The organism is Kluyvera ascorbata, from assembly GCF_023195735.1.
GTDB lineage: Bacteria > Pseudomonadota > Gammaproteobacteria > Enterobacterales > Enterobacteriaceae > Kluyvera > Kluyvera ascorbata.
Map to the genome: position 1 here is coordinate 4174424 of NZ_CP096201.1, position 26871 is coordinate 4201294.

At 55.3% G+C, this 26871-nt stretch carries 24 protein-coding genes and 1 riboswitch; of the genes, 9 read left to right on the top strand and 15 right to left on the bottom strand.

The annotated features are described in order from the left end of the window. Position 1: 1 nt before the first annotated feature. From mraY to leuO, 11 genes are all read right to left on the bottom strand, one after another. Complete coding sequence (gene mraY / locus MY052_RS19985; RefSeq protein ID WP_035893027.1) at positions 2-1084, bottom strand: phospho-N-acetylmuramoyl-pentapeptide-transferase; 1083 nt, start codon at positions 1082-1084, stop codon at positions 2-4. Next, positions 1078-2436 carry a UDP-N-acetylmuramoyl-tripeptide--D-alanyl-D-alanine ligase gene (gene murF, locus MY052_RS19990; protein WP_248537702.1) on the bottom strand — a complete coding sequence of 453 codons (1359 nt, stop codon included), beginning with the start codon at positions 2434-2436 and terminating at the stop codon, positions 1078-1080. Before murF ends, mraY begins: the two co-directional genes overlap by 7 nt. Beyond that, positions 2433-3920 (bottom strand): UDP-N-acetylmuramoyl-L-alanyl-D-glutamate--2,6-diaminopimelate ligase, encoded by a 1488-nt coding sequence (gene murE, locus MY052_RS19995; RefSeq protein ID WP_248537703.1) that lies wholly within the window; start codon positions 3918-3920, stop codon positions 2433-2435. Before murE ends, murF begins: the two co-directional genes overlap by 4 nt. Continuing rightward, a complete protein-coding gene (locus tag MY052_RS20000; RefSeq protein WP_035893021.1) occupies positions 3907-5676 on the bottom strand; it encodes a peptidoglycan glycosyltransferase FtsI in 1770 nt (589 codons plus the stop codon). The genes murE and MY052_RS20000 overlap by 14 nt, the downstream gene beginning before the upstream one ends. Positions 5677-5691: 15 nt before the next feature. Beyond that, positions 5692-6057, bottom strand: coding sequence for a cell division protein FtsL (ftsL, locus tag MY052_RS20005; RefSeq protein WP_035893020.1), 366 nt, complete (start codon positions 6055-6057; stop codon positions 5692-5694). Then, a complete protein-coding gene (rsmH, locus tag MY052_RS20010) occupies positions 6054-6995 on the bottom strand; it encodes a 16S rRNA (cytosine(1402)-N(4))-methyltransferase RsmH (protein ID WP_035893019.1) in 942 nt (313 codons plus the stop codon). The genes ftsL and rsmH overlap by 4 nt, the downstream gene beginning before the upstream one ends. A 2-nt stretch (positions 6996-6997) precedes the next feature. After that, positions 6998-7456, bottom strand: coding sequence for a division/cell wall cluster transcriptional repressor MraZ (gene mraZ / locus MY052_RS20015; RefSeq protein WP_035893018.1), 459 nt, complete (start codon positions 7454-7456; stop codon positions 6998-7000). A gap of 593 nt (positions 7457-8049) precedes the next feature. After that, positions 8050-9054, bottom strand: a complete 1005-nt coding sequence (cra, locus tag MY052_RS20020; protein ID WP_035893017.1) for a catabolite repressor/activator — start codon at positions 9052-9054, stop codon at positions 8050-8052. A gap of 145 nt (positions 9055-9199) precedes the next feature. Beyond that, complete coding sequence (gene ilvN, locus MY052_RS20025; RefSeq protein ID WP_035893016.1) at positions 9200-9691, bottom strand: acetolactate synthase small subunit; 492 nt, start codon at positions 9689-9691, stop codon at positions 9200-9202. A gap of 2 nt (positions 9692-9693) precedes the next feature. Next, positions 9694-11418: an acetolactate synthase 3 large subunit gene (gene ilvI / locus MY052_RS20030; RefSeq protein ID WP_248537705.1), complete on the bottom strand. Its 1725-nt coding sequence runs from the start codon at positions 11416-11418 to the stop codon at positions 9694-9696. Between the two features lie 389 nt (positions 11419-11807). After that, a complete protein-coding gene (leuO, locus tag MY052_RS20035; RefSeq protein WP_035893013.1) occupies positions 11808-12779 on the bottom strand; it encodes a transcriptional regulator LeuO in 972 nt (323 codons plus the stop codon). Positions 12780-13381: 602 nt separating this feature from the next. Between leuO and leuL the strand changes: the two genes are divergently transcribed. From leuL to leuD, 5 genes are all read left to right on the top strand, one after another. Next, on the top strand, positions 13382-13468 hold the full coding sequence (gene leuL, locus MY052_RS24340; RefSeq protein WP_100249930.1) for a leu operon leader peptide: 87 nt from the start codon (positions 13382-13384) through the stop codon (positions 13466-13468). Between the two features lie 90 nt (positions 13469-13558). Beyond that, a complete protein-coding gene (leuA, locus tag MY052_RS20040) occupies positions 13559-15130 on the top strand; it encodes a 2-isopropylmalate synthase (protein ID WP_248537706.1) in 1572 nt (523 codons plus the stop codon). Then, the gene (leuB, locus tag MY052_RS20045) at positions 15130-16221 is read left to right on the top strand and encodes a 3-isopropylmalate dehydrogenase (protein ID WP_035893011.1); all 1092 of its coding nucleotides are present in this window, start codon (positions 15130-15132) and stop codon (positions 16219-16221) included. Before leuA ends, leuB begins: the two co-directional genes overlap by 1 nt. A gap of 2 nt (positions 16222-16223) precedes the next feature. Next, positions 16224-17624, top strand: a complete 1401-nt coding sequence (gene leuC, locus MY052_RS20050; RefSeq protein ID WP_035893010.1) for a 3-isopropylmalate dehydratase large subunit — start codon at positions 16224-16226, stop codon at positions 17622-17624. A gap of 12 nt (positions 17625-17636) precedes the next feature. Then, positions 17637-18242 (top strand): 3-isopropylmalate dehydratase small subunit, encoded by a 606-nt coding sequence (leuD, locus tag MY052_RS20055; protein WP_035893008.1) that lies wholly within the window; start codon positions 17637-17639, stop codon positions 18240-18242. Between the two features lie 84 nt (positions 18243-18326). On the opposite strand, the gene MY052_RS20060 is transcribed toward leuD, so the two are convergent. Both MY052_RS20060 and sgrT read right to left on the bottom strand, forming a co-directional pair. Next, entirely contained in the window at positions 18327-19505 is a 1179-nt protein-coding gene (locus tag MY052_RS20060; protein ID WP_202216492.1) for a sugar efflux transporter, read from the bottom strand. 83 nt (positions 19506-19588) lie between these two features. Beyond that, entirely contained in the window at positions 19589-19726 is a 138-nt protein-coding gene (gene sgrT, locus MY052_RS20065; RefSeq protein ID WP_115074862.1) for a glucose uptake inhibitor SgrT, read from the bottom strand. Between the two features lie 98 nt (positions 19727-19824). Between sgrT and sgrR the strand changes: the two genes are divergently transcribed. From sgrR to thiQ, 4 genes are all read left to right on the top strand, one after another. Then, a complete protein-coding gene (gene sgrR / locus MY052_RS20070) occupies positions 19825-21480 on the top strand; it encodes an HTH-type transcriptional regulator SgrR (RefSeq protein WP_035893004.1) in 1656 nt (551 codons plus the stop codon). Positions 21481-21515: 35 nt separating this feature from the next. Beyond that, a riboswitch (TPP riboswitch) is annotated at positions 21516-21616 on the top strand. Between the two features lie 30 nt (positions 21617-21646). Then, entirely contained in the window at positions 21647-22630 is a 984-nt protein-coding gene (gene thiB, locus MY052_RS20075; protein WP_248537707.1) for a thiamine ABC transporter substrate binding subunit, read from the top strand. After that, on the top strand, positions 22606-24216 hold the full coding sequence (thiP, locus tag MY052_RS20080) for a thiamine/thiamine pyrophosphate ABC transporter permease ThiP (RefSeq protein WP_248537708.1): 1611 nt from the start codon (positions 22606-22608) through the stop codon (positions 24214-24216). Before thiB ends, thiP begins: the two co-directional genes overlap by 25 nt. Further along, positions 24200-24898, top strand: coding sequence for a thiamine ABC transporter ATP-binding protein ThiQ (gene thiQ / locus MY052_RS20085; RefSeq protein WP_035895441.1), 699 nt, complete (start codon positions 24200-24202; stop codon positions 24896-24898). Before thiP ends, thiQ begins: the two co-directional genes overlap by 17 nt. 37 nt (positions 24899-24935) lie before the next feature. On the opposite strand, the gene MY052_RS20090 is transcribed toward thiQ, so the two are convergent. Both MY052_RS20090 and araC read right to left on the bottom strand, forming a co-directional pair. Beyond that, positions 24936-25703 (bottom strand): DedA family protein, encoded by a 768-nt coding sequence (locus MY052_RS20090; protein WP_035895439.1) that lies wholly within the window; start codon positions 25701-25703, stop codon positions 24936-24938. Between the two features lie 129 nt (positions 25704-25832). Beyond that, positions 25833-26678: an arabinose operon transcriptional regulator AraC gene (gene araC, locus MY052_RS20095; protein ID WP_123650728.1), complete on the bottom strand. Its 846-nt coding sequence runs from the start codon at positions 26676-26678 to the stop codon at positions 25833-25835. Between the last annotated feature and the right edge of the window lie 193 nt (positions 26679-26871).

A 26871-nucleotide genomic window follows, 5' to 3' on the forward strand; every position in this document is an offset into this window, starting at 1 on the left:
ATTAACGTACCTTCAGCGTTGCCAGGCCAATCAGCACCAGCATCAGCGAAATAATCCAGAAGCGCACAATAACGCGCGGCTCCGGCCAGCCTTTCAATTCATAGTGGTGGTGAATCGGCGCCATACGGAAGATGCGCTGACCGCGCAGCTTGAAGGAGCCGACCTGCAGGATGACCGACAGGGTTTCAACCACGAAGACGCCGCCCATGATCACCAGCAGGAACTCCTGGCGCAGCAGCACAGCAATAATGCCCAGCGCACCGCCCAGTGCCAGCGAACCAACGTCGCCCATAAAGACCTGTGCCGGATAGGTGTTGAACCACAGGAAGCCGAGTCCCGCGCCAACAATCGCCGTACAGACGATCACCAGCTCGCCTGCATGACGCAGGTAAGGAATATGCAGGTAGCTCGCGAAATTCATGTTACCGGTCGCCCACGCCACCAGCGCAAAGCCCGCCGCCACGAAGACGGTCGGCATAATGGCCAGACCGTCGAGGCCATCGGTCAGGTTAACGGCGTTGCCGGTACCGACGATAACGAAGTAGGCCAGCAGGATGTAGAGCAGGCCCAGCTGCGGCATGATGTCTTTGAAGAACGGCACCACCAGCTCGGTAGCTGGCGTATCTTTACCGGCAAGGTACAGCGCAAAAGCCACGCCCAGCGCAATCACCGACATCCAGAAGTATTTCCAGCGCGCGATAAGCCCTTTGGTGTCTTTACGAACCACTTTGCGGTAGTCATCAACAAAACCGATAATGCCGTAGCCGATCAACACCGTCAGCACGCACCAGACGTACGGGTTTGACGGATAGGCCCACAGCAGCACGGAAACGGTGATCGCGGTCAGGATCATGATCCCGCCCATCGTCGGCGTACCGCGTTTACTGAAGTGAGATTCAGGACCGTCGTTACGAACAACCTGACCAAACGACATTTTTTGCAGACGGGCAATCATGCGCGGTCCCATCCACAAAGAGATGAACAGCGCGGTCAGCAGGCTGACGATGGCGCGAAACGTCAGATAGGAAAAGACGTTAAAGCCGGAATAATATTTGACCAGATGTTCGGCCAGCCACACTAACATGTCCCGTTCTCCTGTAATGCGCGTACGACCTCTTCCATGGCAGCACTGCGTGATCCTTTCACCAGAATGGTGATAGTTTTATGTTCGTTAATCAGCGTGTTAAGACGAGCAATAGCCGACGCTTTATCGGTGAAGTGCTCCCCTGCCCCGCTGGCAGTGCTAATCGCCTGGCTTAACGTGCCGACGCTCAGAACTCGGTCAATCCCGGCCGCTTTGGCAGCGTTACCCACCTGGATGTGACACGCTTCGCTTTCGGCGCCAAGCTCTGCCATATCGCCAACGACCAACACACGGTAGCCCGGCATTTCAGACAGCACCTGTACCGCAGCCGTCATAGAACCGACGTTCGCGTTGTAGGAGTCATCCAGCACCAGCTGGCTGTCCGTCAGGTGAATCGGGAACAAACGCCCCGGCACCGCTTTCAGCTGTGCCAGCCCGGCTTTCACCGCGCTTAAGTCTGCGCCAACGGCGGTTGCCAGCGCGGTCGCGGCAAGCGCGTTCGCGATGTTATGGCGACCCGGCAATGGCAGCAGCACGTCAATGCTGCCGTTCGGCGTATGCAGCGTAAATTCGGTACCCTGTGAGGTAATACGAACGTCAGAGGCGTGGAAATCACTCCCCGCCGCGTTGGGTGAGAAACGCCAGACGGTACGATCGCCAATCACCTGCTGCCAGTTAGCCCAGTCGTTGTTATCGGCGTTCAGAATCGCAATGCCGCTGTCCGGCAGGCCGGTGAAGATTTCACCTTTCGCCTTCGCCACGCCGGCCAGCGAGCCAAAACCTTCCAGATGCGCAGCCGCCAGGTTGTTCACCAGCGCCGCTTCCGGGCGGGTCAGGCTAACGGTCCAGGCGATTTCGCCCTGATGGTTTGCGCCGAGCTCAATCACCGCAAACTGATGTTCCGGCGTTAAGCGCAGTAATGTCATCGGCACGCCGATATCATTATTGAGATTGCCCGCGGTATAAAGCGTGTTGCCGCACTGCCCAAGAATGGCGGCGGTCATCTCTTTTACCGAGGTTTTACCTGAAGAACCGGTCAGGGCCACCACGCGGGCAGGAACCTGCTGGCGCACCCAGGCAGCCAGTTCACCAAATGCCAGACGGGTATCGCTCACCACGAGCTGTGGCAGGTCGATGTCCAGCTTACGGCTGACCAGCAGCGCACCGGCGCCACCGTCTTTTGCCGTTTGCGCAAAATCATGCGCGTCAAAACGTTCGCCTTTCAGCGCCACAAACAGACAACCCGGCGTTAATTTCCGGGTATCCGTGGTGACGTCTTCAATAAGGGAATCGCTGCCATAAAGCTCGCCGTTCAGAACGTTGGCAAGCTGGCCAAGCGTTACGCCAATCATGCCACCACTCCCAGCAGACGCGCTGCGGTAATACGGTCGGAGTAATCGAGACGACGGTTACCCACAATCTGATAATCTTCGTGGCCTTTGCCCGCCACCAGAACAACGTCATTCTCTTTCGCCTGCATGATGGCGTTGGTTACCGCTTCCGCGCGGCCTTCCATCACCTTCACGTGGCCGGCATCTACCATACCCGCAAGAATGTCGTTAATGATATCGCGCGGCTCTTCGGTACGCGGGTTATCGTCGGTGACCACCACAATGTCGGAGAACTCTTCGGCAATGGCCCCCATCAGCGGGCGCTTGCCTTTATCACGGTCACCGCCGCAGCCAAATACGCACCACAGCTTGCCGGAGCAGTGCAGACGCGCGGCCTGCAATGCTTTTTCCAGCGCATCTGGCGTATGAGCGTAATCAACCACCACGGTCGGTTTGCCCGGCGCGCTAAACACTTCCATGCGTCCGCACACCGGCTGTAAATGCGAAGCGGTTTTCAGCAATTCATTCAGCGGATAGTCCAGCGCCAGCAGCGTCGCCAATGCCAACAGCAGGTTGCTGACGTTAAACGCCCCCATCAGGCGGCTTTCAATTTCACCTTCGCCCCAGGTGGACGCAAAGCGGATAGTGGCGCCGCTGTCGTGGTAGTCCACCGCCACGGCTTTCAGCCAGCGGCCATGGCAGTTCGGATTAATGTGATCGTCCATGGAGACCGCAACGGCATCCGGCAGACGGCCTAACCAGCGACGACCCACTTCATCGTCTGCATTGACGATGGCCTGGCCGCAGTGGTGGGTGGAGTACAGCAGCCATTTCGCCGCTTCGTAATGCTCCATATCACCATGATAATCAAGATGATCGCGGCTCAGGTTAGTAAATACCGAGGCCGCAAACTTGAGCGCTGCCACACGGTGTTGCACCAGGCCGTGAGAGGAAACCTCCATCGCGGCAACCGTTGCACCCTGCTCAACCAACCCTGCCAGCACATGCTGTACATCAACGGCAGAACCGGTGGTGTTTTCCGTCGGGATGACGTTATCCAGCAGGCCGTTACCGACCGTACCCATCACCGCGCTGGTTTCGCCAAGCAGCTGGCACCACTGTGCAATCAGCTGCGTGGTGGTGGTTTTACCGTTGGTTCCGGTCACGCCAATCAGGCGCAGGCTGTCGGATGGCTCGTGGTAAAAACGCCCGGCCAGTGCCGATAAGCGCTCGTTTAACTGGCTGAGGTAGATAACCGGCACACCGTGCATCTCGCGGATTTCACCGTCGGTTGCCTCATCTTTTGCCTCGGCTATAACAGCAGCGACACCTTGCGCAATTGCCTGCGGGATATAACGACGCCCGTCCGCCTGATGACCCACTACCGCCACGAACAGATCGCCCGATGCAGCCACACGGCTGTCGAGCGTCATCTCTCGCAGTACTCGCTCCGGCGCATTTGGCACCCACGGAGCGAGAAGGTCGCGCAAATTACGATCTGCCACCTGTACCCTCGCCTTGATTCGTTACTAATTCACTTTTATCGCCGCCCGTTGCCAGCGCATCCGGCTCAATGTTCATCGTGCGCAGAACGCCGCCCATGATGGCACCAAAGACCGGCGCGGAAACGGCGCCACCGTAGTATTTACCCGCCTGCGGATCGTTGATGACCACCACCAGCGCAAAGCGCGGCTGGCTAGCTGGCGCAACGCCCGCGGTGTAAGCAATGTATTTGTTGATATAGCGTCCGTCCGGGCCGACTTTTTTCGCCGTACCGGTTTTAATCGCGATACGGTAGCCTTTAATCGCCGCTTTCACGCCGCCGCCGCCAGGCAGCGCCACGCTTTCCATCATATGAACGACGGTGCGGACGATAGATTCCGGGAAGATGCGCTCACCGGGAACCGGCGGGTCAACTTTGGTTATCGACAGCGGGCGGTAAATCCCGTAGCTGCCAATCGTTGCGTAGACACGCGCTAACTGTAACGGCGTTACCATTAGCCCGTAGCCGAAAGAGAAGGTGGCCCTCTCTATGTCAGACCACCGTTGTTTTTGAGGATATAAGCCACTGCGTTCTCCGACCAACCCCAAATTGGTCGCTTTTCCCAGCCCAAAACGTGAGTAAGTATCTACTAACGCTGAGGACGGCATCGCTAACGCCAGCTTGGAAACACCGACGTTACTCGACTTCTGTAGTACCCCGGTCAGGGTCAATTCGCTGTAGCGCGCCACGTCTTTGATTTCGTGGCCGTTAATACGGTAAGGAATGGTATTCAGTACGGTGTTTTCACGCACCACGCCGCGCTGAAGCGCGGTCATCACTACCATCGGTTTCACCGTGGAACCCGGTTCAAACACGTCGGTAATGGCCCGGTTACGCATGGTGTCTTTCGCGGTACCGGTAAAGTTGTTCGGGTTGTAAGACGGGCTGTTAGCCATCGCCAGCACTTCACCGGTGCTCACGTCGACCAACACGGCGCTGCCGGATTCCGCTTTGTTAAACGCCACGGCGTTGTTCAATTCGCGATAAACCAGCGCCTGCAGGCGTTCATCAATGCTCAACGCCAGATTATGGGCGGCCTGACTGTCGGTTGAGGAGATGTCTTCAATCACGCGACCATAACGGTCTTTACGGACAATACGCTCACCCGGCTGACCGGTAAGCCATTTATCAAAACTCTTCTCGACCCCTTCAATCCCCTGGCTGTCGACGTTGGTGAAGCCAATGAGGTGAGCGGTTACTTCCCCTGAAGGGTAGTAACGACGAGATTCTTCACGCAGATAGATCCCCGGCAGCTTGAGCTTTTTGATGTAGTCAGCCATATCAGGGTTAACCTGACGCGCCAGGTAGATAAAGCGCATGCGTGGGTTGGTATTGATACGGTTTGCTAGCTGGTCCAGCGGGATGTTCAGGGCATCTGCCAACGCTTTCCAGCGGTTGTTCAGCACCACGCCGCCCGCTTCGTGCAGCTCTTTCGGATCGGCCCAGATAGCTTTCACCGGCACGCTCACCGCCAGCGGACGACCTGAACGGTCGGTAATCATGCCGCGGGAGGTAGAAACCTGCTGAACGCGCAGGGAGCGCATATCGCCTTCACGAACCAGCTTATCCGGGGCAATAATTTGTAGCCAGGCAGCGCGTCCCAGCAGAAACGCGAGCGCCAGAAAAATACAGCCGCAAAGCAACGCAAAACGCCAACTGATAAAGTTGGCCTGTTCTTCCTGACGTTTTGGCTTAAGCGTTTTTGCCGCTGGTTTCATGCGTTGCAATAATCCTTATTTCTGAACAACAATGTTTTCTTTCGATGGATCAACATGTTGCATCTGCAACTTTTCGGTAGCGATACGTTCGACTCGGCTATGATCGCCCAGAGCATTCTCTTCGAGGATCAGGTTTCGCCACTCAATGTCTAACGCGTCGCGCTCCAACACCAACTGTTCTCGTTGGGCTGTTAACAGGCGAGTATGGTGAGCCGTCGTCACCACCGTTACCGCCGTGACAATAATGCAAATGAACAGACAGAGTGGCAGCTTCCCAAACTGCAAAAGGTCGTCGCGAATAACGCCAGGCAAGGCATGGCGCTCGCCGTTTCCTAACGACCCGGTTACTTTGCTTAGGGCTTCTGTCACTCTGCCGATCATGCGTTCGTCCTTTCTGCAATACGCAGCACTGAACTACGGGCACGCGGATTCTCTGCCACTTCATCTTCGCCCGGCATCAACTTGCCTAATGCTCGTAAATGACGGCCACCCAGCTTCCTGAGTTGCTCTTCAGTCATCGGGATCCCCGCCGGAACCTGTGGACCGCGGCTTTGTTCACGCATAAAGCGTTTCACAATGCGGTCTTCCAGCGAATGGAAGCTGATGATTGACAGCCGCCCACCCGGGGCCAGCACGCCAAGCGAGCTTTTTAGCGCTTGCTCTATCTCCTCCAGCTCACTATTCACCCAAATGCGCACCGCCTGGAAGGTACGGGTTGCGGGGTGTTTGAATTTGTCTTTCACCGGCATGGCCGCCGCGATAACTTCCGCCAGTTCTTTCGTGCGGGTCATCGGCTCAACGCGATTGCGTTCAACGATGGCGCGGGCAATACGTTTGCCAAAACGTTCCTCGCCGAAGGTTTTAATCACCCAGGCAATGTCCGCTTCTTCTGCCGTTTGCAGCCATTCTGCTGCTGATTGACCGCGGGTTGGGTCCATACGCATGTCCAGCGGGCCATCGCGCATAAACGAGAAACCGCGTTCTGCGTCATCAAGCTGCGGTGAAGAAACACCAAGATCGAGAAGAATACCGTCGATCTTGCCAACAAGGTCGCGCTCGGCAACGTAGTCTGCCAGCGCAGAGAAAGGACCATGCACGATGGAAAAGCGTGGATCATCAATGGTCTTAGCCACCGCAATCGCTGCGGGATCGCGATCGATCGCAATCAAACGCCCCTGCTCGCCAAGCTGCGACAGGATAAGACGCGAATGACCACCGCGACCAAAAGTGCCATCGATATAGATACCGTCAGGACGAATATTCAGGCCGTTAACGGCCTCGTCCAGCAGTACCGTAGTATGTTTAAAATTTTCCATCATATTTATAAGGACAAATCCTGCAATCGCTCCGACAGCGCCCCTGAAGCAGATTGCTCAGCGTCGATATCTTCCTTGACCCGTTGATACCAGGCCGTTTCATCCCACAGTTCAAACTTGTTGAACTGCCCGACCAGCATCACTTCTTTGGTCAATCCGGCATGTTGCCGTAAAACCGGCGCAATCAATAATCGCCCGGCATTATCCATCTGACATTCGCTAGCATGCCCTAACAAAAGTCGCTGTACGCGACGTTCAACGGGGTTCATGCTCGACAAACGCGAGAGCTTTTGCTCGATAATTTCCCATTCGGGCAGAGGATAAAGCAGCAGGCAGGGGTGATGAATGTCAATGGTACAAACCATTTGACCGGTAGCGCTCTCGACAAGCTGGTCCCGATATCGGACAGGGACGGCCAAGCGCCCTTTGCTGTCGAGATTGACTAACGTTGCCCCACGGAACATGCCAGCCTCACCCCCATTTACCACTTTGCCCCACAAATTCCCACTTTAAGGAGTTTACGGAGCAGAGGAAAAGCTTGTCAAGCCAGCATGAATGCCAACAGAGTCCAAAAAACCACTATTTGCGGCCGACAATAGCCCTGATTAATAATTATCCAGCAGACGAGGCAAATTAACGCCATGAATACCCGTAAGAAAAATACAGGCTCATTCACATTGCTTTAACGCAACTAAATATCATCGAAAAAATATATAAAGTGCCAGTTTGCGACGCGAGCGGCATTTTAGGACATTCTGTGGCTCGTTAACAGTCCCTGCGGCGCGCCCTTACAAGGAATTCAAGACAGGCCTGTCGCCTATTCTGGTAGGTCAGCTAAGAAGTGTTTGTTATTTCGGCAATCCGCCATGAGAATGTAACAAAATAATTCAGAAATAATATAATTTTACTTTGCGTTCACATTAAAAACGCTATTTCGCTATCTTATTAGGGGAATTAAATAGAAAGCTAACTAAAATGTAGAATTATCTTAATATTAAAGAAAATAGGGTTTTTATCTAATGAAGGCCACAGCGTGTAGCCTTCATTGAGGTATTGCTTATCGGCGATTCAGACTACCGCGGCGATAGAGGTTACGACGAATACGGCTTAAGCCAGGCTTCGGTTTACGAGGCTCATCAAGGCTTGCCAGCACAATCTCCAGCACTCGTTCTGCAACATCGCGGTGACGCTGAGCAACCGCAAGCACCGGGCATTGCAGGAAGTCGAGCAGTTCGTGGTCGCCAAAGGTGGCAATGGCCAGATCGGTCGGTAGTTTCCCTTCACGACGCAGCGTTACGTCCATCACCCCTTGCAGCAACGCAAATGAAGTGGTGAACAGCGCCTGCGGCATCGGGTGCGTTTCCAGCCATTTTTCAAACAGCTGCGCCGCCGCCTCACGCTCATAGCTATTGGCATAAAGATAATGTACGTCGCGCGGATCGTCTTTCCAGGCTGTACGGAAGCCCTGTTCGCGCAGGAAGCTTACCGACAGTTCCGGTAGCGCGCCAAGATAGAGGACGGTTTCTGCCGGGAAGGTACGCAGTTCTGCGGCGAGCATTTCCGCGTCATCCTGGTCGGCGCCCACGACGCTGGTGAAGTGTTCACGATCGAGCGCACGGTCAAGCGCGACAATCGGGAATGAATCGTTCGCCCAACGCTGGTAGAAAGGATGCTCCGGCGGCAACGATGTTGACACGATGATCGCATCTACCTGACGTTGCAGCAGGTGTTCAATGCAGCGCATTTCGTTATCAGGCTGATCTTCCGAGCAGGCGATCAACAGTTGATAGCCACGCTGGCGTGCCTGGCGTTCAAGATAGTTAGCAATGCGCGTGTAGCTGGTGTTCTCCAGATCGGGAATGACCAGCCCAATAGAACGCGTGCGTCCTGCACGCAGCCCGGCGGCTACCGCGTTAGGATGATAGTTATGCTCACGCACAACGGCCATCACTTTTTCAACAGTTTTATCGCTGACGCGATACTGCTTCGCTTTACCGTTAATCACATAGCTGGCGGTGGTTCGGGAAACACCGGCAAGCCGGGCGATTTCATCCAGTTTCACAATTGCCCCTTGCTTTATAAGTATAATCCGTAACATCTAAACGCAGATTGATCTCATCGGCAATAGCTTTTCTTCGCACTTATTGCTGATTTCGCAAAAAAAAGCCCGACGTCTGGCCGGGCTACGATAAAGCGATGAGACGTGATTAGCGCATAATCTTGTCGCCGCGCGACAAACCGACCACGCCAGAGCGTGCCACTTCCACGATTCTCGCAACATCACGCAGCGAAGCGAGGAACGCATCCAGCTTGTCGCTCGTGCCCGCAAGCTGAACAGTATAGAGCGATGGCGTGACGTCGATAATCTGCCCGCGGAAGATTTCCGTATTGCGCTTGACCTCGTCGCGACCATAACCGCTGGCCTGCACTTTCACCAGCATGATTTCGCGTTCAACATGCGCGCCCTGTCCCAGCTCATTCACCCGCAGCACATCCACCAGCTTATGCAGCTGCTTTTCGATCTGTTCGATGGTTTTTTCGTCACCGACCGTCTGGATAGTCATACGAGAGAGCGTCGGATCGTCGGTTGGCGCCACGGTCAGACTTTCGATGTTGTACCCACGTTGTGAAAAGAGGCCAATCACGCGCGACAGCGCGCCGGACTCGTTTTCCAGTAATACAGATAATATCCGGCGCATAATCAGGTTCTCTCCGTTTTGCTCAGCCACATCTCGTCCATTGCCCCGCCGCGAATGTGCATCGGGTAGACGTGCTCGCTGCCATCGACGCAAACGTCGACAAATACCAGGCGGTTATTGCGCACCTGCTCCAGCGCCTGCGCAAGTTTGCTCTCAAGCTCGGACGGTTCGGTGATGCGAATGCCTACATGACCATAGGCCTCGGCCAGGCGAACAAAGTCCGGCAGCGATTGCATATAGGACTGGGAGTGACGGCCAGAATAGATCATATCCTGCCACTGCTTCACCATCCCCAGATAACCATTGTTCAGGTTCAGAATCAGCACCGGCAGCTCGTACTGCAGCGCGGTCGACAGCTCCTGAATATTCATCTGAATACTGCCGTCGCCGGTCACACAGACTACGGTTTCATCTGGCAGCGCCATTTTCACCCCAAGAGCCGCAGGCAAACCGAAGCCCATGGTGCCGAGGCCGCCAGAGTTGATCCAGCGACGAGGTTTATCAAACGGATAATAGAGCGCTGCAAACATCTGGTGCTGGCCCACATCAGAGGTGACGTACGCCTCGCCGTTGGTCAGCTTCCAGATGGCTTCCACTACCGCCTGCGGTTTGATCTGCGCGCTTTGGGTATCGTATTTCAGGCACTGGCGCGCCCGCCATTGTTCAATTTGCTGCCACCAGTCGCGGATCTCATCCAGCGGCTGTGCCGCGCTTTCTTGATCCAGCAGTTCCAGCATTTGATCCAGTACTATTCCCGCATCGCCGACGATCGGAATATCTGCCGGAACCGTTTTAGAGATCGACGTCGGATCGATATCAATATGCAGCACGGTGGCATCCGGGCAGTACTTCGCCAGATTGTTGGTCGTGCGATCGTCAAAACGAACCCCAACGGCAAAAATCACGTCAGAGTGATGCATGGTCATGTTAGCTTCATAGGTACCGTGCATACCCAGCATGCCCAGCGCCTGACGATGGGTCGCCGGGAAAGCGCCTAACCCCATCAGTGAAGAAGCGACAGGCAGGTTTAGCTTTTCAATCAGCGTAAGCAACTGCGTATGGCACTCGGCGTTCACCACCCCGCCGCCGACATACACCACCGGCTTTTTCGCCGCGATGAGCGTTTGCAGCGCGCGTTTAATCTGCCCTTTATGGCCGGTCGTCGTAGGGTTGTAGGAGCGCATGCTGACCGTATCCGGCCAGACGTACGGCAGCTTATTTGCCGGGTTCAGAATATCTTTCGGTAAGTCGACCACCACCGGGCCAGGTCGGCCGCTGGATGCTAACCAGAATGCTTTTTTGAGCACGCCGGGGATATCCTCGGTCTGCTTCACCAGGAAGCTGTGTTTGACGACCGGTCGCGACACTCCGACCATGTCGCACTCCTGGAAGGCGTCATAGCCAATCAACGAGGTGGCAACCTGGCCGGAAAGTACCACCAGTGGAATGGAGTCCATATAGGCCGTGGCAATACCGGTGATGGCGTTGGTCGCGCCAGGGCCGGAAGTCACCAGCACAACGCCGACTTCGCCGGTCGCACGCGCCAGGCCGTCGGCCATATGCACCGCCGCCTGTTCATGGCGCACCAGCACATGGTCAATACCCCCCACCGTGTGTAGCGCGTCATAAATATCAAGGACAGCGCCTCCCGGGTAGCCAAATACCTGCTTCACGCCCTGATCGATTAACGATCGGACGACCATCTCGGCTCCAGACAACATCTCCATGGTTTGCCTCCAGGCTTCTGTTCTTAATGACCCGAGAATTCATTTCTCTGCGCCATACGCCCGACGGAAGAATTTGTCCGCCGACGCTAAATTATCGGTAAAGAACTAACATAACCGCTCACCACAAGGCAGGCAATTCACACGTCTGGAGTAGAAGCCGTACTAAAAAGAGGAAAAATAAAGGGAAAAGGGAGAATGATGGATGATTACTTCAACGCCAGGAAAAAGAGAGCGTAGATGCTCGGGCGAAACGCGGCATTACAGCAAAACCTGCATTTTTCACATTATTGCTCCCACCGCCAGAGAGTGACAACAGCATAATATTTTTCATTATCATAAAAAAACAAGACAAACAGAATGCATAAACACTCTGTTTGTCTGACGGGTTATTACTGCGGACGGCACGCGCTAATCAGTAACTCTTCCATCCATTGATGGCCTTTATCGCGGCCTGCCGCTTCATGCCAGGAAAGATAGCAGGTACGGCTATTTAACTTCATTGGCAACGGTAAAATCTGTAGGCCCAACTGCTCGGAAAACTCTTCCGCCAGACGACGAGGAGCAACGGCAACCAGCTGTGTCTGGGACACGACATTGAGTACGCTTATCAATGCCATTCCCTGATAGGCAATACGACCCTGCTTATCAATGGTGTCATACCAAGGCTGGCTAAACGATGCATAGCGATCCAGAGAAACAACGGCGTGTTCTTCGCTATAAATATCGGCTTCAGTTACCGGTCCATGTATACGGGGATGCTTGTCGCTCGCCACCAGAACCATTTCATCATTGAATAACGGCACACAGGCAAATTCAGGGCGACGAAACTCTTCATAGCCCAACACAAACTCGATTTCCTGATAGCGCAGCTGATGTTCAGTATTTTGATTTAATGACGATTTGAAAACCATATGAATATGCGGCGCTACTTCACTTACTTTATTAAGAATGATTGAAGTTAAATAGTTATCCAGAGGGCTGCATACGCAAAGATTAAATACTCGCTCACTGCTTAATGGTTCAAAACCAGAACCCGGCAATTCATTTTGCACGAGCTGCAACGCCTGGCGGACAGAACCAAACAGCTGGAAGGCACGTGCTGTCGGCTGAATACCGCGGCCATACCGCACAAATAATTCATCATTAAACATCACTTTCAAACGAGCGACAGCGTTACTGACCGCAGGCTGTGACATTCCAAGAATATGAGCGGCGCGAGTAATGTTTTGTTCTTGCATCACCGCGTCAAATACGGTCAGCAAATTTAAATCCACCATCCGCAGCTGGGGTTTATTTCCTTCATTTATTGATGTGCGCTGCTGCTCCGGCGCATTAATGACGCTATCAGACTCCAATGTCATACAAAACTCCCTTTGCTAAATAGCAAAAATAAACTGAGGCTATATGATTTACCATGCATATAAGATCCAAAAAAGAGAATTCAATAAAAAATAGGAATATATAAAGATAACAAGGCAAGTTTGCTGATGAGCAAAATTCAAACCCATCAATATCACCAAGTGAATGCCATGTAGTTTACCCATAGATTGCGCGAATAGACAACATTCCAAAATCGGACGAATATATTAAGTATTATTAAAGTGTTTTATTTTACTGGCTTTAATAATTAACATTTTATATCAAAAAGAGTTCTCTTAAATTCACAACACAACAGAAAAAGAACAACAACCATATATTTATCATAGAGATAGATCGAAACCTCAAAAATGTCAAACTCATGAGCGTTTGCGATGATTCATGTTTAAATGCGACAAAATATGAAAGTCATGAATCAACGCATGAAACGATCATCTATAAAATGCGACCTCCTTCAGCACAATTAGCTAATTCTACCGTTTCGGTTTGATAACGAAATCGGCTTCATTTCACCTGCCAGGGTTGACATCAGAAACCATATCCAGTACCACTAAAAGCATATCGAATTCATCTGGAGAATGATGACATGTTCCGTACCACTCGCTTCAACGGCCTACTACTACTAAACGCCTCTTCTGTGCGCGGTAGGCTGGTGTGCGACGTTCAACGTTAAGTCATCATCAGTAAACGAAAAACCCGCGCCGCTGCGCGGGTTTTTTTATGCTCGTAGCAAGGCGCCCCAAGTTAACCAAGGACCTAAACCATGAGCCAGCAAGTCATTATTTTTGATACGACCTTACGTGATGGTGAACAGGCATTACAGGCAAGCCTGAGCGTGAAAGAGAAGTTGCAGATTGCTTTTGCCCTCGAACGTATGGGCGTTGACGTGATGGAAGTCGGGTTTCCGGTCTCTTCTCCGGGCGATTTTGAATCAGTACAAACCATCGCGCGCAACATTAAAAACAGCCGTGTTTGTGCGCTGGCTCGCTGCGTAGAGGCGGATATTGACGTTGCCGCCGAGTCATTGAAAGTCGCGGAAGCATTCCGTATCCATACTTTTATTGCCACCTCTCCGATGCACATCGCCACCAAGCTGCGCAGCACGCTGGATGAAGTGATTGAACGCGCGGTGTATATGGTGAAACGCGCACGTAACTACACCGACGACGTTGAGTTCTCCTGTGAAGATGCCGGTCGTACCCCAATTGATCAGCTGGCACGCGTGGTAGAAGCGGCGATTAACGCCGGTGCCACCACCATCAACATTCCAGATACCGTCGGCTACACCCTGCCGTTTGAGTTCTCCAACATTATTACCGGCCTGTACGAACGCGTCCCAAACATCGATAAAGCGATTATCTCCGTTCACACCCACGATGACCTGGGCATGGCGGTCGGTAACTCTCTGGCAGCGGTCCACGCGGGCGCTCGTCAGGTTGAAGGCGCGATGAACGGCATCGGCGAGCGCGCAGGCAACTGCTCGCTGGAAGAAGTGATCATGGCGATTAAAGTGCGCAAAGACATCATGAACGTGCACACCGCCATCAACCATAACGAAATCTGGCGTACCAGCCAGACCGTCAGCCAGATCTGCAACATGCCGATCCCGGCCAACAAAGCTATCGTCGGTACCGGCGCGTTCGCCCACTCCTCCGGTATCCACCAGGACGGCGTGCTGAAGAACCGCGAAAACTACGAAATCATGACCCCTGAGTCCATCGGTTTGAACCAGGTCCAGTTGAACCTGACCTCCCGCTCTGGCCGTGCTGCGGTGAAGCACCGCATGGAAGAGATGGGCTACAAAGATACCGACTACAACATGGACCACCTGTACGACGCGTTCCTGAAGCTGGCGGACAAAAAAGGCCAGGTCTTCGATTACGACCTGGAAGCACTGGCGTTCATCAATAAGCAGCAGGAAGAGCCAGAGCATTTCCGCCTCGATTACTTCAGCGTGCAGTCAGGCTCCAGCGATATTGCCACCGCCTCCGTGAAGCTGGCCTGCGGTGAAGAAACCCAAGCCGAAGCCGCGAACGGTAACGGCCCGGTTGACGCGATTTACCAGGCGATTAACCGTATCACCGGCTACGACGTTGAGCTGGTGAAATATGACCTGAACGCCAAAGGCCAGGGCAAAGACGCACTGGGTCAGGTCGATATCGTCGTTAACTATAACGGTCGCCGCTTCCACGGCGTCGGTCTGGCGACGGACATCGTTGAATCCTCCGCAAAAGCAATGGTTCACGTGCTGAACAACATCTGGCGCGCCGCTGAAGTCGAAAAAGAATTGCAACGCAAAGTTAAGAATAACGAGAACAACAAGGAAACCGTGTAATGTCGAAGAATTACCATATTGCTGTGTTACCAGGTGACGGTATTGGCCCTGAAGTCATGACACAGGCATTGAAAGTACTGGAAGCCGTGCGCCAACGTTTTGATATGCGCATTACCACCAGCCATTACGACGTTGGCGGCATCGCCATCGACCGTCACGGCGAACCGCTGCCACAGGCGACCGTTGAAGGCTGCGACCAGGCTGACGCTATTCTGTTTGGTTCCGTGGGCGGCCCTAAATGGGAAAATCTGCCGCCAAACCAGCAGCCAGAACGCGGCGCGCTGCTGCCGCTGCGTAAACACTTCAAGCTGTTCAGCAACCTGCGTCCAGCGAAACTGTATCAGGGGCTGGAAGAGTTCTGCCCGCTGCGTGCCGATATCGCCGCTAACGGCTTCGATATCCTGTGCGTCCGCGAACTGACCGGCGGTATCTACTTCGGTCAGCCGAAGGGTCGTGAAGGCAGCGGTCAGCACGAAAAAGCGTTTGATACCGAGGTATATCACCGCTTTGAGATCGAACGTATCGCCCGTATCGCGTTTGAATCTGCGCGCAAGCGCCGTCACAAAGTAACCTCTATCGATAAATCCAACGTGCTGCAGTCCTCCATTCTCTGGCGCGAAATCGTCAGCGAAATCGGCAAAGAGTATGCCGACGTTGAGCTGGCACATATGTATATCGACAACGCCACCATGCAGCTGATTAAAGACCCGTCACAGTTCGACGTGGTGCTGTGCTCTAACCTGTTCGGCGACATTCTCTCCGACGAGTGCGCGATGATCACCGGCTCTATGGGTATGTTGCCGTCTGCCAGCCTGAATGAAGAAGGCTTTGGCCTGTACGAACCGGCCGGCGGCTCGGCTCCGGATATCGCTGGCAAAAATATCGCTAACCCGATTGCGCAGATCCTCTCTCTGGCGCTGCTGCTGCGCTACAGCCTGGACGCTAACGACGCGGCCACCGCCATTGAAAATGCCATTAACCGCGCGCTGGAAGAAGGCGTACGGACCAGTGATTTAGCGCGCGGCGCCGCGGCAGTCAGTACCGATGAAATGGGCGACATCATCGCCCGCTATGTTGCCGAAGGGGTGTAATCATGGCGAAGACCTTGTACGAAAAGTTGTTTGATGCTCACGTGGTTTACGAAGCGCCAAACGAAACGCCGCTGCTGTATATCGACCGCCACCTGGTGCATGAAGTGACTTCACCGCAGGCGTTTGACGGCCTGCGCGCGCACAACCGCCCGGTGCGTCAGCCGGGTAAAACCTTCGCCACCATGGATCACAACGTCTCTACGCAGACCAAAGACATCAACGCCTCCGGCGAGATGGCGCGTATCCAGATGCAGGAGCTGATTAAGAACTGCAACGAGTTCGGCGTCGAACTGTATGACCTGAATCACCCATATCAGGGCATCGTCCACGTCATGGGGCCAGAACAGGGCGTTACCCTGCCGGGCATGACCATCGTCTGCGGCGACTCCCATACCGCCACCCACGGCGCATTCGGCGCGCTGGCGTTTGGTATCGGCACCTCCGAAGTAGAACACGTGCTGGCAACCCAGACCCTGAAGCAGGGTCGCGCCAAAACCATGAAGATTGAAGTGAACGGCAAAGCCGCACCGGGTATCACCGCCAAAGACATCGTGCTGGCAATTATCGGTAAAACCGGTAGCGCAGGCGGCACCGGCCACGTGGTGGAATTCTGCGGTCAGGCGATTCGCGACCTGAGCATGGAAGGCCGTATGACCCTGTGCAACATGGCTATTGAGATGGGGGCGAAAGCGGGCCTGGTTGCGCCAGACCAGACGACCTTCAACTATGTGGAAGGCCGTCTGCACGCGCCGAAAGGCAAAGATTTTGACGAAGCCGTCGCCTACTGGAAAACCCTGCAAACCGACGACGGCGCGGCCTTCGATACGGTGGTTACCCTGCAGGCGGAAGAGATTGCGCCGCAGGTGACCTGGGGCACTAACCCAGGCCAGGTAATTTCCGTGAATGACAACATTCCGGACCCGTCATCGTTCAGCGACCCGGTTGAACGCGCCTCCGCGGAAAAAGCGCTGGCGTATATGGGTCTGAAATCCGGTATCCCGTTGACCGACGTGGCTATCGACAAAGTGTTTATTGGCTCCTGCACCAACTCGCGTATTGAAGATTTACGCGCGGCGGCGGAAATCGCCAAAGGCCGTAAAGTCGCCCCAGGCGTACAGGCGCTGGTCGTGCCTGGCTCCGGCCCGGTGAAAGCGCAGGCGGAAGCAGAAGGTCTGGATAAGATCTTTATCGAAGCCGGTTTTGAATGGCGTCTGCCGGGCTGTTCTATGTGTCTGGCAATGAACAACGACCGTCTGAACCCAGGCGAGCGCTGTGCTTCTACCAGCAACCGTAACTTTGAAGGCCGTCAGGGCCGCGGTGGTCGTACCCATCTGGTTAGCCCGGCCATGGCCGCAGCGGCCGCGGTAACCGGCCATTTCGCCGACATTCGTAGCTTGAAATAAGGAAACACCATCATGGCTGAGAAATTTACCCAACATACGGGACTGGTGGTGCCGCTGGATGCCGCGAACGTCGATACCGATGCCATCATTCCAAAACAGTTTTTGCAGAAAGTGACCCGCACCGGTTTTGGCGCGCACCTGTTCAACGACTGGCGCTTCCTCGACGACAAAGGCGAGCAGCCGAACCCTGAGTTCGTGCTGAACTTCCCTGAGTTCAAAGGTGCTTCCATTTTGCTGGCGCGCGAAAACTTCGGCTGTGGTTCATCACGCGAGCACGCACCGTGGGCGCTGACCGATTACGGTTTTAAAGTGGTCATTGCCCCAAGCTTCGCCGATATCTTCTACGGCAACAGCTTTAATAACCAGTTGCTGCCGGTGACATTGAGCGATGCACAGGTGGACGAGATGTTTGCGCTGGTGAAAGCCAACCCGGGCATTACGTTTGAAGTGGATCTGGAAGCGCAGGTGGTTAAAGCGGGGGAGAAATCCTACAGCTTTAAGATTGACGACTTCCGTCGTCACTGCATGTTGAACGGGCTGGATAGCATTGGCCTGACGCTGCAACACGAAGACGCTATTTCGGCTTACGAAAACAAGCAGCCGGCGTTTATGCAGTAATCCGTAACGCCGCTGCCTCCCCGGAGGCGGCGCGTTCGCGCCTTATCCGGGCTACCAGCCCAGATAAGGCGGGACGGCTCCAGACTAAACGTCCTTCACCCGCCCGGTCATCACCAGCGTCACCAGCGAAATCCCGGCAATCACCCAGTACACCGAGAAATGGCCAAAGCTCTGCGCCAGCGCCCCCTGAATAATCCCCGCCAGAATCACCCCGGTTGAAATGCTGTTGGTAAACAGCGTGGTCGCTGCCCCCGCACGCCCCGGCATCAGGTCCTGGAACCACAGCATGCCAATCCCGGCAACAATACCGATAAACACCGCGTTAAACAGCTGGAGCACCAGCAGCGACGTGTGGCTGTGGAAGAAGATCAGCCCGACGTAGAACAGCACCCCGGCGGCTACCGCCGTCACCATCATCCGCCGCTTACCAAAGCGCTTCACGTAGTAACCCGCGAGGATCATCGCCGGAATTTCCAACCCCGCCGCCGTCCCCATCAGGATCCCCGCCAGGCTATCCGACAGACCGAGATCGCTGCTGATCCACAGCGGCATATCAATGATATACATGGTGTTGCAGGTCCACATCAGCGTGGAGGCAATAAACAGCATCCGCACGTTACTGTCCTTCCAGCCGCTAATCTGATTCTGCACCACGTCGGCGGGCTGTTCGACTCGCGCCACCGACGGTAGCGTCAGAGCAATCAGCGTCAGGCTAATCACGAAAATCACGGCGGCAATAGAGAACATGGCGGTAAAGCCATAGTTGAGCGCCAGCATAAAGGCCAGCGGCGGGCCAATCACCCACGCCAGCGACAGCTGCGCACGCATCACCGAGCTGAACATCACCACTTCACGCGCCGAGCTATCGGCATATTCACGCGCAAGCGCAAACAGCTGCGGCATCGCCGCATTGGCGATGGAAGCCAACAGCACGCCGCAGGTAATCAGCGTCAGGTAGTGGCGGTTGAAGGCGAAAAGCAGCGCGTTGCCCACCGCCATCAGGCAGCAGAACATAATCAGCTTACGTCGGTCACCCCGGTTATCGGATCGTTTTGCCAGCCCCAGGCTGACGACGATCCCGGCGATAGCATTGACGGTGTAGAACAGCCCTACCCAGAACGGCTGCACCCCAACTTCTCGACTGAGATACAGGCTCAGCGTTGGCGCCTGCAACGCCCCCGCCACGCCCATCATAAACGCCACCAGCATAAAGGCGGCATACACACCGTTGAGACGTCGTCCCATCGTCATTAACCAGAGCATCAGAAATCCTTTCGCGAAAGAATAAAAAAAAGCCAGCAGATGATACCTGCTGGCAAATACTCAGTCACACATGATTAGGCGAATTAATACTCAGAGGTCGGGTTCGTAACTTCCCATTGCATCAGATAGTTCAGCACTTCAAGCCGCTGTGCAGTCGCCTGACGGGCCAGCCAGGAAACATTTTTGGTGGCAGAGAAATAACGCCGGTAGAACTGATACATGGTGACCTCCTCATTTCCCCTTCGCTTCATCGAAATCAATTATTGGCTTAATATAGGGATTAATAAATTGCTGAGTTTTTATCAGGAGTTCCCCTTTTATGCCTTCAGGTCGATTACAGCAGCAGTTCATCCGTTTGTGGCAGTGCTGTGAGGGAAAATCACAGGAAACCACGCTCAACTCACTGGCCGAGCTGCTGAACTGCTCTCGCCGTCATATGCGTACGCTTTTAAACACCATGGAGGCGCGCGGATGGTTGACCTGGGAGGCCGAAGCCGGGCGTGGCAAGCGCTCTAAGCTGACTTTCCTTTATACCGGCCTAGCGCTTCAGCAACAGCGCGCGGAAGATTTGCTCGAGCAGGATAGGATCGATCAACTGGTACAGTTAGTCGGTGATAAGGCGGCGGTGCGCCAGATGCTGGTGTCACATCTTGGCCGCAGCTTCCGTCAGGGGCGGCACATTCTGCGGGTGCTTTACTATCGCCCGATGCACAATTTACTGCCTGGAACGGCGCTTAGACGCTCGGAAACCCATATCGCGCGGCAGATATTCAGCGCACTGACCCGAGTAAACGAGGTAAATGGGGAACTGGAAGCGGATATTGCGCACCATTGGCAGGCCATTTCCCCATTACACTGGCGTTTTTACTTGCGCCCCGGCATTCATTTTCATCACGGTCGCGAACTGGAAATGGAAGACGTCATCAGTTCGCTGCATCGCAGCATGACGCTATCGCTCTTTTCCAACATCACGCGCATTCATTCTCCTACCGCCTGGACGCTCGACGTGCATCTGAGCGAGCCCGATCGCTGGCTGCCGTGGTTGTTCGGCCAGGTGTCGGCGATGATTCTGCCCCGCGAATGGCAATCGCTCAGCGACTTCTCGCGCATGCCGGTGGGGACCGGGCCGTATGCGGTCGCCCGCAACAATCAGAACCAGCTGAAGATCCACGCCTTTGACGACTACTTCGGTTTCCGGGCGCTGATTGACGAGGTGAACGTTTGGGTACTGCCAGAAATCAGCGAAGAACCGAACGGCGGCCTGACGCTTCAGGGCACCACCCAGAGCGAAAAGGCAGTGGAAAGCCGTCTCGAAGAGGGCTGCTACTATCTGCTGTTTGACGCACGCAGTTCGCGCGGCAACAACCCGGCAGTACGACAGTGGCTGAGCCACATTTTCCACCCGAACAACCTGCTGTATCACGCAGGCGAGCAGCACCAGAGCCACTGGTTCCCGGCCTACGGCCTGCTGCCCCGCTGGCACCATGCCCGTAGCCACACCTGTGAGAAACCGGCAGGTCTTGAGTCGGTCACCCTCACCTACTATCGCGATCATGTTGAACACCGGACTATCGGCCAGATAATGGAAGCGCTGCTGGCGGCGCATCAGGTCAAGCTGGTTATTCAGGAAGTGGACTATGATGAGTGGCACCGCGGCGAGGTGGTCAGCGATATCTGGCTTAACAGCGCCAACTTTACGCTGCCGCTCGATTTCTCACTCTTTGCCTATCTTTATGAAGTCCCGCTGATTCGCCACTGTATCCCCATCGACTGGGAACAGGACGCGCAGCGCTGGCGCGCGGGGGAGCTGTCGCTGCCTGACTGGTGCCAAAGTCTGCTGGCAAATCAGTCTATTGTGCCGCTGATCCACCACTGGCTGATGCTACAAGGCCAGCGCAGTATGCGCGGCGTTCGCATGAACACCCTCGGCTGGTTCGACTTTAAATCCGCCTGGTTTGCACCGCCGGATCCTTAAGGCTTTTGATTTATTCACGTAATCATTACAATGTGCCGTTCTCAACGGGGTGCTGCGCCGAGTGCGCGAGCTGAGAAAATACCCGTCGAACCTGATCCGGATAATCCCGGCGAAGGGATTTGAGGCTAACTCAAAATCCTTTGCCACCATTTTATAAAGGTGCAAAGTGCTCAAAAAATTACTCCCCCTGCTGGTTCTGGTTGCCGCTCCGGCCCTCGCCAAGCCTGTACTGACCGTCTATACCTACGACTCTTTTTCGGCTGATTGGGGCCCGGGCCCGGCAGTGAAAAAAGCGTTTGAAGCCAATTGCAACTGCGAGCTGAAGTACGTGGCGCTGGAAGATGGCGTTTCGCTGCTCAACCGCCTGCGCATGGAAGGCAAAAACAGCAAAGCCGACGTGGTGCTGGGGCTCGATAACAACCTGCTACAGGCCGCAACCGACACCAGGCTGTTCGCCAAAAGCAACGTCCCAACGGATGCCGTGACCGTACCAGGCGGCTGGAACAACGACACCTTCGTGCCGTTCGACTACGGCTACTTCGCCTTCGTCTACGACAAAAACAAGCTGAAGAACCCACCGAAAAGCCTGAAAGAGCTGGTCGAAAGCGACCAGAAATGGCGCGTGATTTATGAAGATCCGCGCACCAGCACGCCGGGTCTCGGCCTGCTGCTGTGGATGCAAAAAGTCTACGGTGACAAAGCGCCAGAAGCCTGGCAGAAGCTGGCGGCGAAAACGGTCACCGTGACCAAAGGCTGGAGCGAAGCCTATGGCCTGTTCCTGAAAGGGGAAAGTGACCTGGTGCTGAGCTACACCACCTCTCCGGCGTACCACATCATCGATGAGAAGAAAGATAACTACGCGGCGGCGAACTTTAGCGAAGGCCACTATCTGCAGGTGGAAGTCGCGGCCAAAACCGCGGCCAGCAAACAGCAGAAGCTGGCCGATGAGTTCCTGAAGTTTATGGTTTCTCCGGCCTTTCAGGACACCATTCCAACCGGCAACTGGATGTATCCGGTGACCAACGTCACGCTGCCAGAAGGCTTTAATGGCCTGGTGAAACCGCAAACCTCTTTGGAATTTACCCCACAGCAGGTGGCCACCGAACGTCAAAACTGGATTAACGCATGGCTTCGCGCAGCCAGCCGCTAATTCCCCGCTGGCTGTATCCAGGGCTAACGGCAACCACGTTGATGGTTGCCGTCGCGCTGGCGGCGTTTCTGGCGCTGTGGCTTAACGCGCCGGAAACATCGTGGTCAACGCTGCTCGGCGATAGCTACCTGTGGCACGTGGTGCGCTTCTCCTTCTGGCAAGCCTTCCTGTCGGCGCTGCTGTCGGTCGTACCCGCTATTTTCCTGGCCCGAGCGCTTTACCGACGGCGTTTCCCTGGCCGCGCGCTGCTGCTGCGGCTGTGCGCCATGACGTTGATTCTCCCGGTGTTGGTCGCCGTCTTCGGCATTCTGAGCGTATATGGCCGTCAGGGGTGGCTATCCCAACTTTTTGCCTGGCTTGGCTGGCAGTGGCGGTTCTCGCCCTACGGTCTGCAGGGCATTCTGCTCGCGCACGTGTTCTTTAATATGCCAATGGCGACCCGCCTGCTATTACAGGCGCTGGAGCAAATCCCCGGCGAGCAGCGCCAGCTTGCCGCTCAATTAGGCATGCGTGGTTACCCGTTTTTCCGCCTGGTGGAATGGCCGTGGATGCGCCGACAGCTCCTCCCCATCGCCACGCTGATTTTCATGCTCTGTTTCGCGAGCTTTGCTACCGTACTGTCGCTCGGCGGTGGGCCTTCGGCGACTACCATCGAACTTGCTATCTACCAGTCGCTGAACTTTGACTACGACCCCGCGCGCGCCGCGATGCTGGCGCTTATCCAGATGGGTTGCTGCCTGATGCTGGTGCTGCTGAGTCAACGGTTGAGTCGAGCCATCGCCGTAGGTAATAGCCAGGTTCACGACTGGCGAGATCCGGACGACCGCTGGCACAGCCGAATAACCGACACCCTGTTGATTATTCTCACCCTACTGCTGTTGTTGCCGCCGCTGCTGGCAGTAGTGATTGATGGGGTGAATCCATCGATGTTCCAGGTCTTCACCCAGCCGGTACTCTGGCAGGCGCTTGGCACCTCATTGCGCATCGCCGTTGCCGCCGGGGTTCTCTGCGTGATGCTGACCATGATGCTGCTATGGAGCAGCCGCGAGCTGCGCGCTCGCAACCAACCGCTGGCCGGGCAGGCGATGGAACTGAGCGGCATGCTGATCCTCGCCATGCCGGGCATCGTGCTGGCCACCGGCTTCTTCCTGCTGCTCAACAACACCGTTGGTCTGCCCGACTCTGCCGACGGTATTGTGATTTTCACCAACGCCCTGATGGCGGTGCCTTATGCCCTTAAAGTGCTGGAAACGCCGATGCGCGATATTACCGCCCGCTACAGCATCCTGTGTGAATCGCTGGGGCTTTCTGGCTTTAATCGACTGAAAGTGGTTGAGCTTCGCGCCCTGAAACGCCCGCTGGCGCAGGCGCTGGCCTTTGCCTGCGTGCTGTCGATAGGTGATTTCGGCGTCGTGGCGCTGTTTGGCAATGAAAATTTCCGCACGTTGCCGTTTTATCTCTATCAGCAAATTGGCGCCTACCGCAGCCAGGACGGCGCGGTGACCGCGCTGATTTTGCTGCTGCTCTGCTTCCTGCTGTTCACCGTTATTGAAAAGTTACCCGGACGCCATGTTAAAACTGAATGATGTCACCTGGCTTTACCAGCACCTGCCGATGCGCTTTAACGCCTCGATTTCCCAGGGCGAGAAAGTGGCAATCCTCGGCCCCAGCGGCGCGGGGAAATCCACGCTGCTGAACCTGATTGCCGGCTTTCTCACGCCGGCCAGCGGCACGCTGATGCTTGAAGGCCGGGTGCATACCCACACGCCGCCGTCGCAGCGCCCGGTGTCGATGCTGTTTCAGGAAAATAACCTCTTTAGTCACCTGACCGTACGCCAGAACATTGGGCTGGGCATGAGCCCGCGCCTGTCGCTCACCGCGGAGCAGAAGCGAAAGTTACAGGTGATTGCCGGGCAGATGGGCATTGAGTCCATGCTGGACAGGCTACCCGGTGAGCTCTCCGGCGGCCAACGTCAACGCGCGGCGCTGGCACGGTGTCTGGTGCGCGAGCAGCCGATTTTACTGCTGGATGAACCATTCTCGGCGCTCGACCCGGCGCTACGGCAGGAGATGCTACAGCTGGTTGATGAAGTGTGTCAGCGGCAAAACTTAACGTTGCTGATGGTTTCCCACAGCGTAGAGGATGCGGCAAGGATTGCACAGCGCGCGATGGTCGTTGCGGAAGGGCGTATCGCCTGGGATGGCGATACGCAGGCGTTATTGAGCGGGAAAGCCAGCGCGTCCGCGCTGCTTGGCATTCGGGCGTGATGTTCTGCCGGATGGCAGCGATGCTTTATCCGGCACACTACAGCCCCACCACCTTCCGCAAAATCTCGATATACACCGGCATTAGCGGGTGACGAATCACGCTCACCAGCGCCACCACGCCAACGCCCAGCACCAGCGGGGCCAGCAACAGCAGACGCTGACGCGTTAACAGCGCGCTCAGGCGGTCATGATTCTCTTTGGCGCTGCGCCATAAGCGCCAGCACAGCCATCCCGCTACCCACAGCAGCAGCGCCGCCGCCAGCAGCAGCCATTTAAAGCTGGCGCTGTGTTCATCCGCAGGAATGTCGATTGCCGCTCCGGCCAGAATGCCCGGCAGGAAGTAAAGCGGTGGCCACAGCACGCAGCCAATGATATTGGGGGTGATAAACTTGGCGATCGGCAGGTCGAGCATACCGGCCACCATCGGCACCAGCGGGCGCGTCGGGCCGACAAAACGGCCCACCAGGATAGTGAACATGCTGTGCTGATGCAGCGCATGTTCGGTTTTATCCAGCAGCGATTTGTTTTTCTTCATAAATGACCAGCGATGCAGCGGCTTTTTAAAGCGCCATCCTAGCCAGAAAGAGACCCAGTCACCCAGCAGGCAGCCAATAATACCCACCAACCACGCCTGCCAGAAATTCACCTCGCCGCTGCCAATAAGCGCCCCCAGCCCCGCCATCATCACGGTGCCTGGCAGAATCAGCCCCACCAGCGCCAGTGATTCCAGAAACGCCACCAGCGCCACCGCAATCAGCGAGTAGGTTGTGGACTGAGTAATAAAGTGTTCCAGCAGTGCTTGCATAGTGTGCCCGGTTTGAAAACGAAGCAGGGATTCTCCAGAGCGTCTCCCCCATCGTCAAGCCTTCAATTGTCTTTAGAGTTTACTGGCAAAGACAAAAACCAACACACCGCATTTCCTTTTCTTTACTTTTTATTCACACCCCGCGCGAAATTCGCTGGGACTCGCGCCGGTGCATTTTTTAAATACGCGGGAAAAATAGAGCTGATCTTCAAAGCCGACGTTGCGCCCCACGGTGGCGATAGGCATTCGCGTGGTGCTAAGCAGTAGCTTGGCCTGGCTGATGCGCTGATCCTCGCGCCAGCTCAGCACGCTGACGCCAAGCTGCTGGCGGAACAGGTGCGACAGGCGCGACGGCGACAGGCAGACGTGCTGCGCCACGCTTGCAATATCAAAGTGGCTATCAGCAAGGTGGTCGCTGATGTACTGGCACGCATCGCGCACACGGTTATCCATCGGGGGATGCAGCGATTCATTGATGGCTTCCATGCGGCGCAGCAGCAACTGTTCCAGCAGGTTAATCGCCAGATGCTCCGAGTAGCGCCCAATTCCCTGCCCAGCGTCGATTATCTTGCCAAACAGTTCAGAAATTTCCGTTTGATGCGCCTCATCCGGACGATAAAAACCGGTTTGCGCGACGATTGCGGGCCAGTTCAGCCACTCGTGCCAGTAGGCGCGCGGGCGGAAATAGACCCATTGGTGATACCACTCACTGGCATCCGGGTGACGGCCATAGTGGTGAATTTCGCCCGGCGGAAACAGCAGCATATCGCCCTGACGGCAGACGAACTGCTTGCCCTGGTTCTCAATCACCCCTTCACCACGCACCGTCAGGTTGAGGATAAACCCCTTCATACCCAGCGGACGGTCGATAAAGAAATCCAGATAGCCACCGGCTTCAATCGGCGTTAAACCCGCGACCAGATGGGCGTTAAAGGAGTAGCCCGGTAGCAGGGGATCGTTTTGCATTTCAGCCATTTCTGCTCGCTCTCGCTTCGCTCTTAAGAAACCAATTATCCATACTCCGCTTTTTAGCGTTATCCATGCCGTGCTGTCGATGCAGCGAGGAAGGAGTAACAGACATCCCTTGATGAACAAGGCATTTAGAGAATAAATCCTGCTAGCCGCCCCCTTCAGGATAACAACTGAAGTGTCTATAAGGACGGCAGAA

Excerpts from the sequence above, each read along its gene's own strand:
- sgrR (WP_035893004.1), top strand. The coding sequence starts at position 19,825 with ATGCCTTCAGGTCGATTACAGCAGCAGTTCATCCGTTTGTGGCAGTGC.
- MY052_RS20000 (WP_035893021.1), bottom strand. The coding sequence starts at position 5,676 with ATGAAACCAGCGGCAAAAACGCTTAAGCCAAAACGTCAGGAAGAACAG.
- ftsL (WP_035893020.1), bottom strand. The coding sequence starts at position 6,057 with ATGATCGGCAGAGTGACAGAAGCCCTAAGCAAAGTAACCGGGTCGTTA.
- thiP (WP_248537708.1), top strand. The coding sequence starts at position 22,606 with ATGGCTTCGCGCAGCCAGCCGCTAATTCCCCGCTGGCTGTATCCAGGG.
- thiQ (WP_035895441.1), top strand. The coding sequence starts at position 24,200 with ATGTTAAAACTGAATGATGTCACCTGGCTTTACCAGCACCTGCCGATG.
- murF (WP_248537702.1), bottom strand. The coding sequence starts at position 2,436 with ATGATTGGCGTAACGCTTGGCCAGCTTGCCAACGTTCTGAACGGCGAG.
- rsmH (WP_035893019.1), bottom strand. The coding sequence starts at position 6,995 with ATGATGGAAAATTTTAAACATACTACGGTACTGCTGGACGAGGCCGTT.
- mraZ (WP_035893018.1), bottom strand. The coding sequence starts at position 7,456 with ATGTTCCGTGGGGCAACGTTAGTCAATCTCGACAGCAAAGGGCGCTTG.
- ilvI (WP_248537705.1), bottom strand. The coding sequence starts at position 11,418 with ATGGAGATGTTGTCTGGAGCCGAGATGGTCGTCCGATCGTTAATCGAT.
- leuO (WP_035893013.1), bottom strand. The coding sequence starts at position 12,779 with ATGACATTGGAGTCTGATAGCGTCATTAATGCGCCGGAGCAGCAGCGC.
- MY052_RS20090 (WP_035895439.1), bottom strand. The coding sequence starts at position 25,703 with ATGCAAGCACTGCTGGAACACTTTATTACTCAGTCCACAACCTACTCG.
- MY052_RS20060 (WP_202216492.1), bottom strand. The coding sequence starts at position 19,505 with ATGCTCTGGTTAATGACGATGGGACGACGTCTCAACGGTGTGTATGCC.
- ilvN (WP_035893016.1), bottom strand. The coding sequence starts at position 9,691 with ATGCGCCGGATATTATCTGTATTACTGGAAAACGAGTCCGGCGCGCTG.
- leuD (WP_035893008.1), top strand. The coding sequence starts at position 17,637 with ATGGCTGAGAAATTTACCCAACATACGGGACTGGTGGTGCCGCTGGAT.
- sgrT (WP_115074862.1), bottom strand. The coding sequence starts at position 19,726 with ATGTATCAGTTCTACCGGCGTTATTTCTCTGCCACCAAAAATGTTTCC.
- leuC (WP_035893010.1), top strand. The coding sequence starts at position 16,224 with ATGGCGAAGACCTTGTACGAAAAGTTGTTTGATGCTCACGTGGTTTAC.
- mraY (WP_035893027.1), bottom strand. The coding sequence starts at position 1,084 with ATGTTAGTGTGGCTGGCCGAACATCTGGTCAAATATTATTCCGGCTTT.
- leuA (WP_248537706.1), top strand. The coding sequence starts at position 13,559 with ATGAGCCAGCAAGTCATTATTTTTGATACGACCTTACGTGATGGTGAA.
- leuL (WP_100249930.1), top strand. The coding sequence starts at position 13,382 with ATGTTCCGTACCACTCGCTTCAACGGCCTACTACTACTAAACGCCTCT.
- araC (WP_123650728.1), bottom strand. The coding sequence starts at position 26,678 with ATGGCTGAAATGCAAAACGATCCCCTGCTACCGGGCTACTCCTTTAAC.
- leuB (WP_035893011.1), top strand. The coding sequence starts at position 15,130 with ATGTCGAAGAATTACCATATTGCTGTGTTACCAGGTGACGGTATTGGC.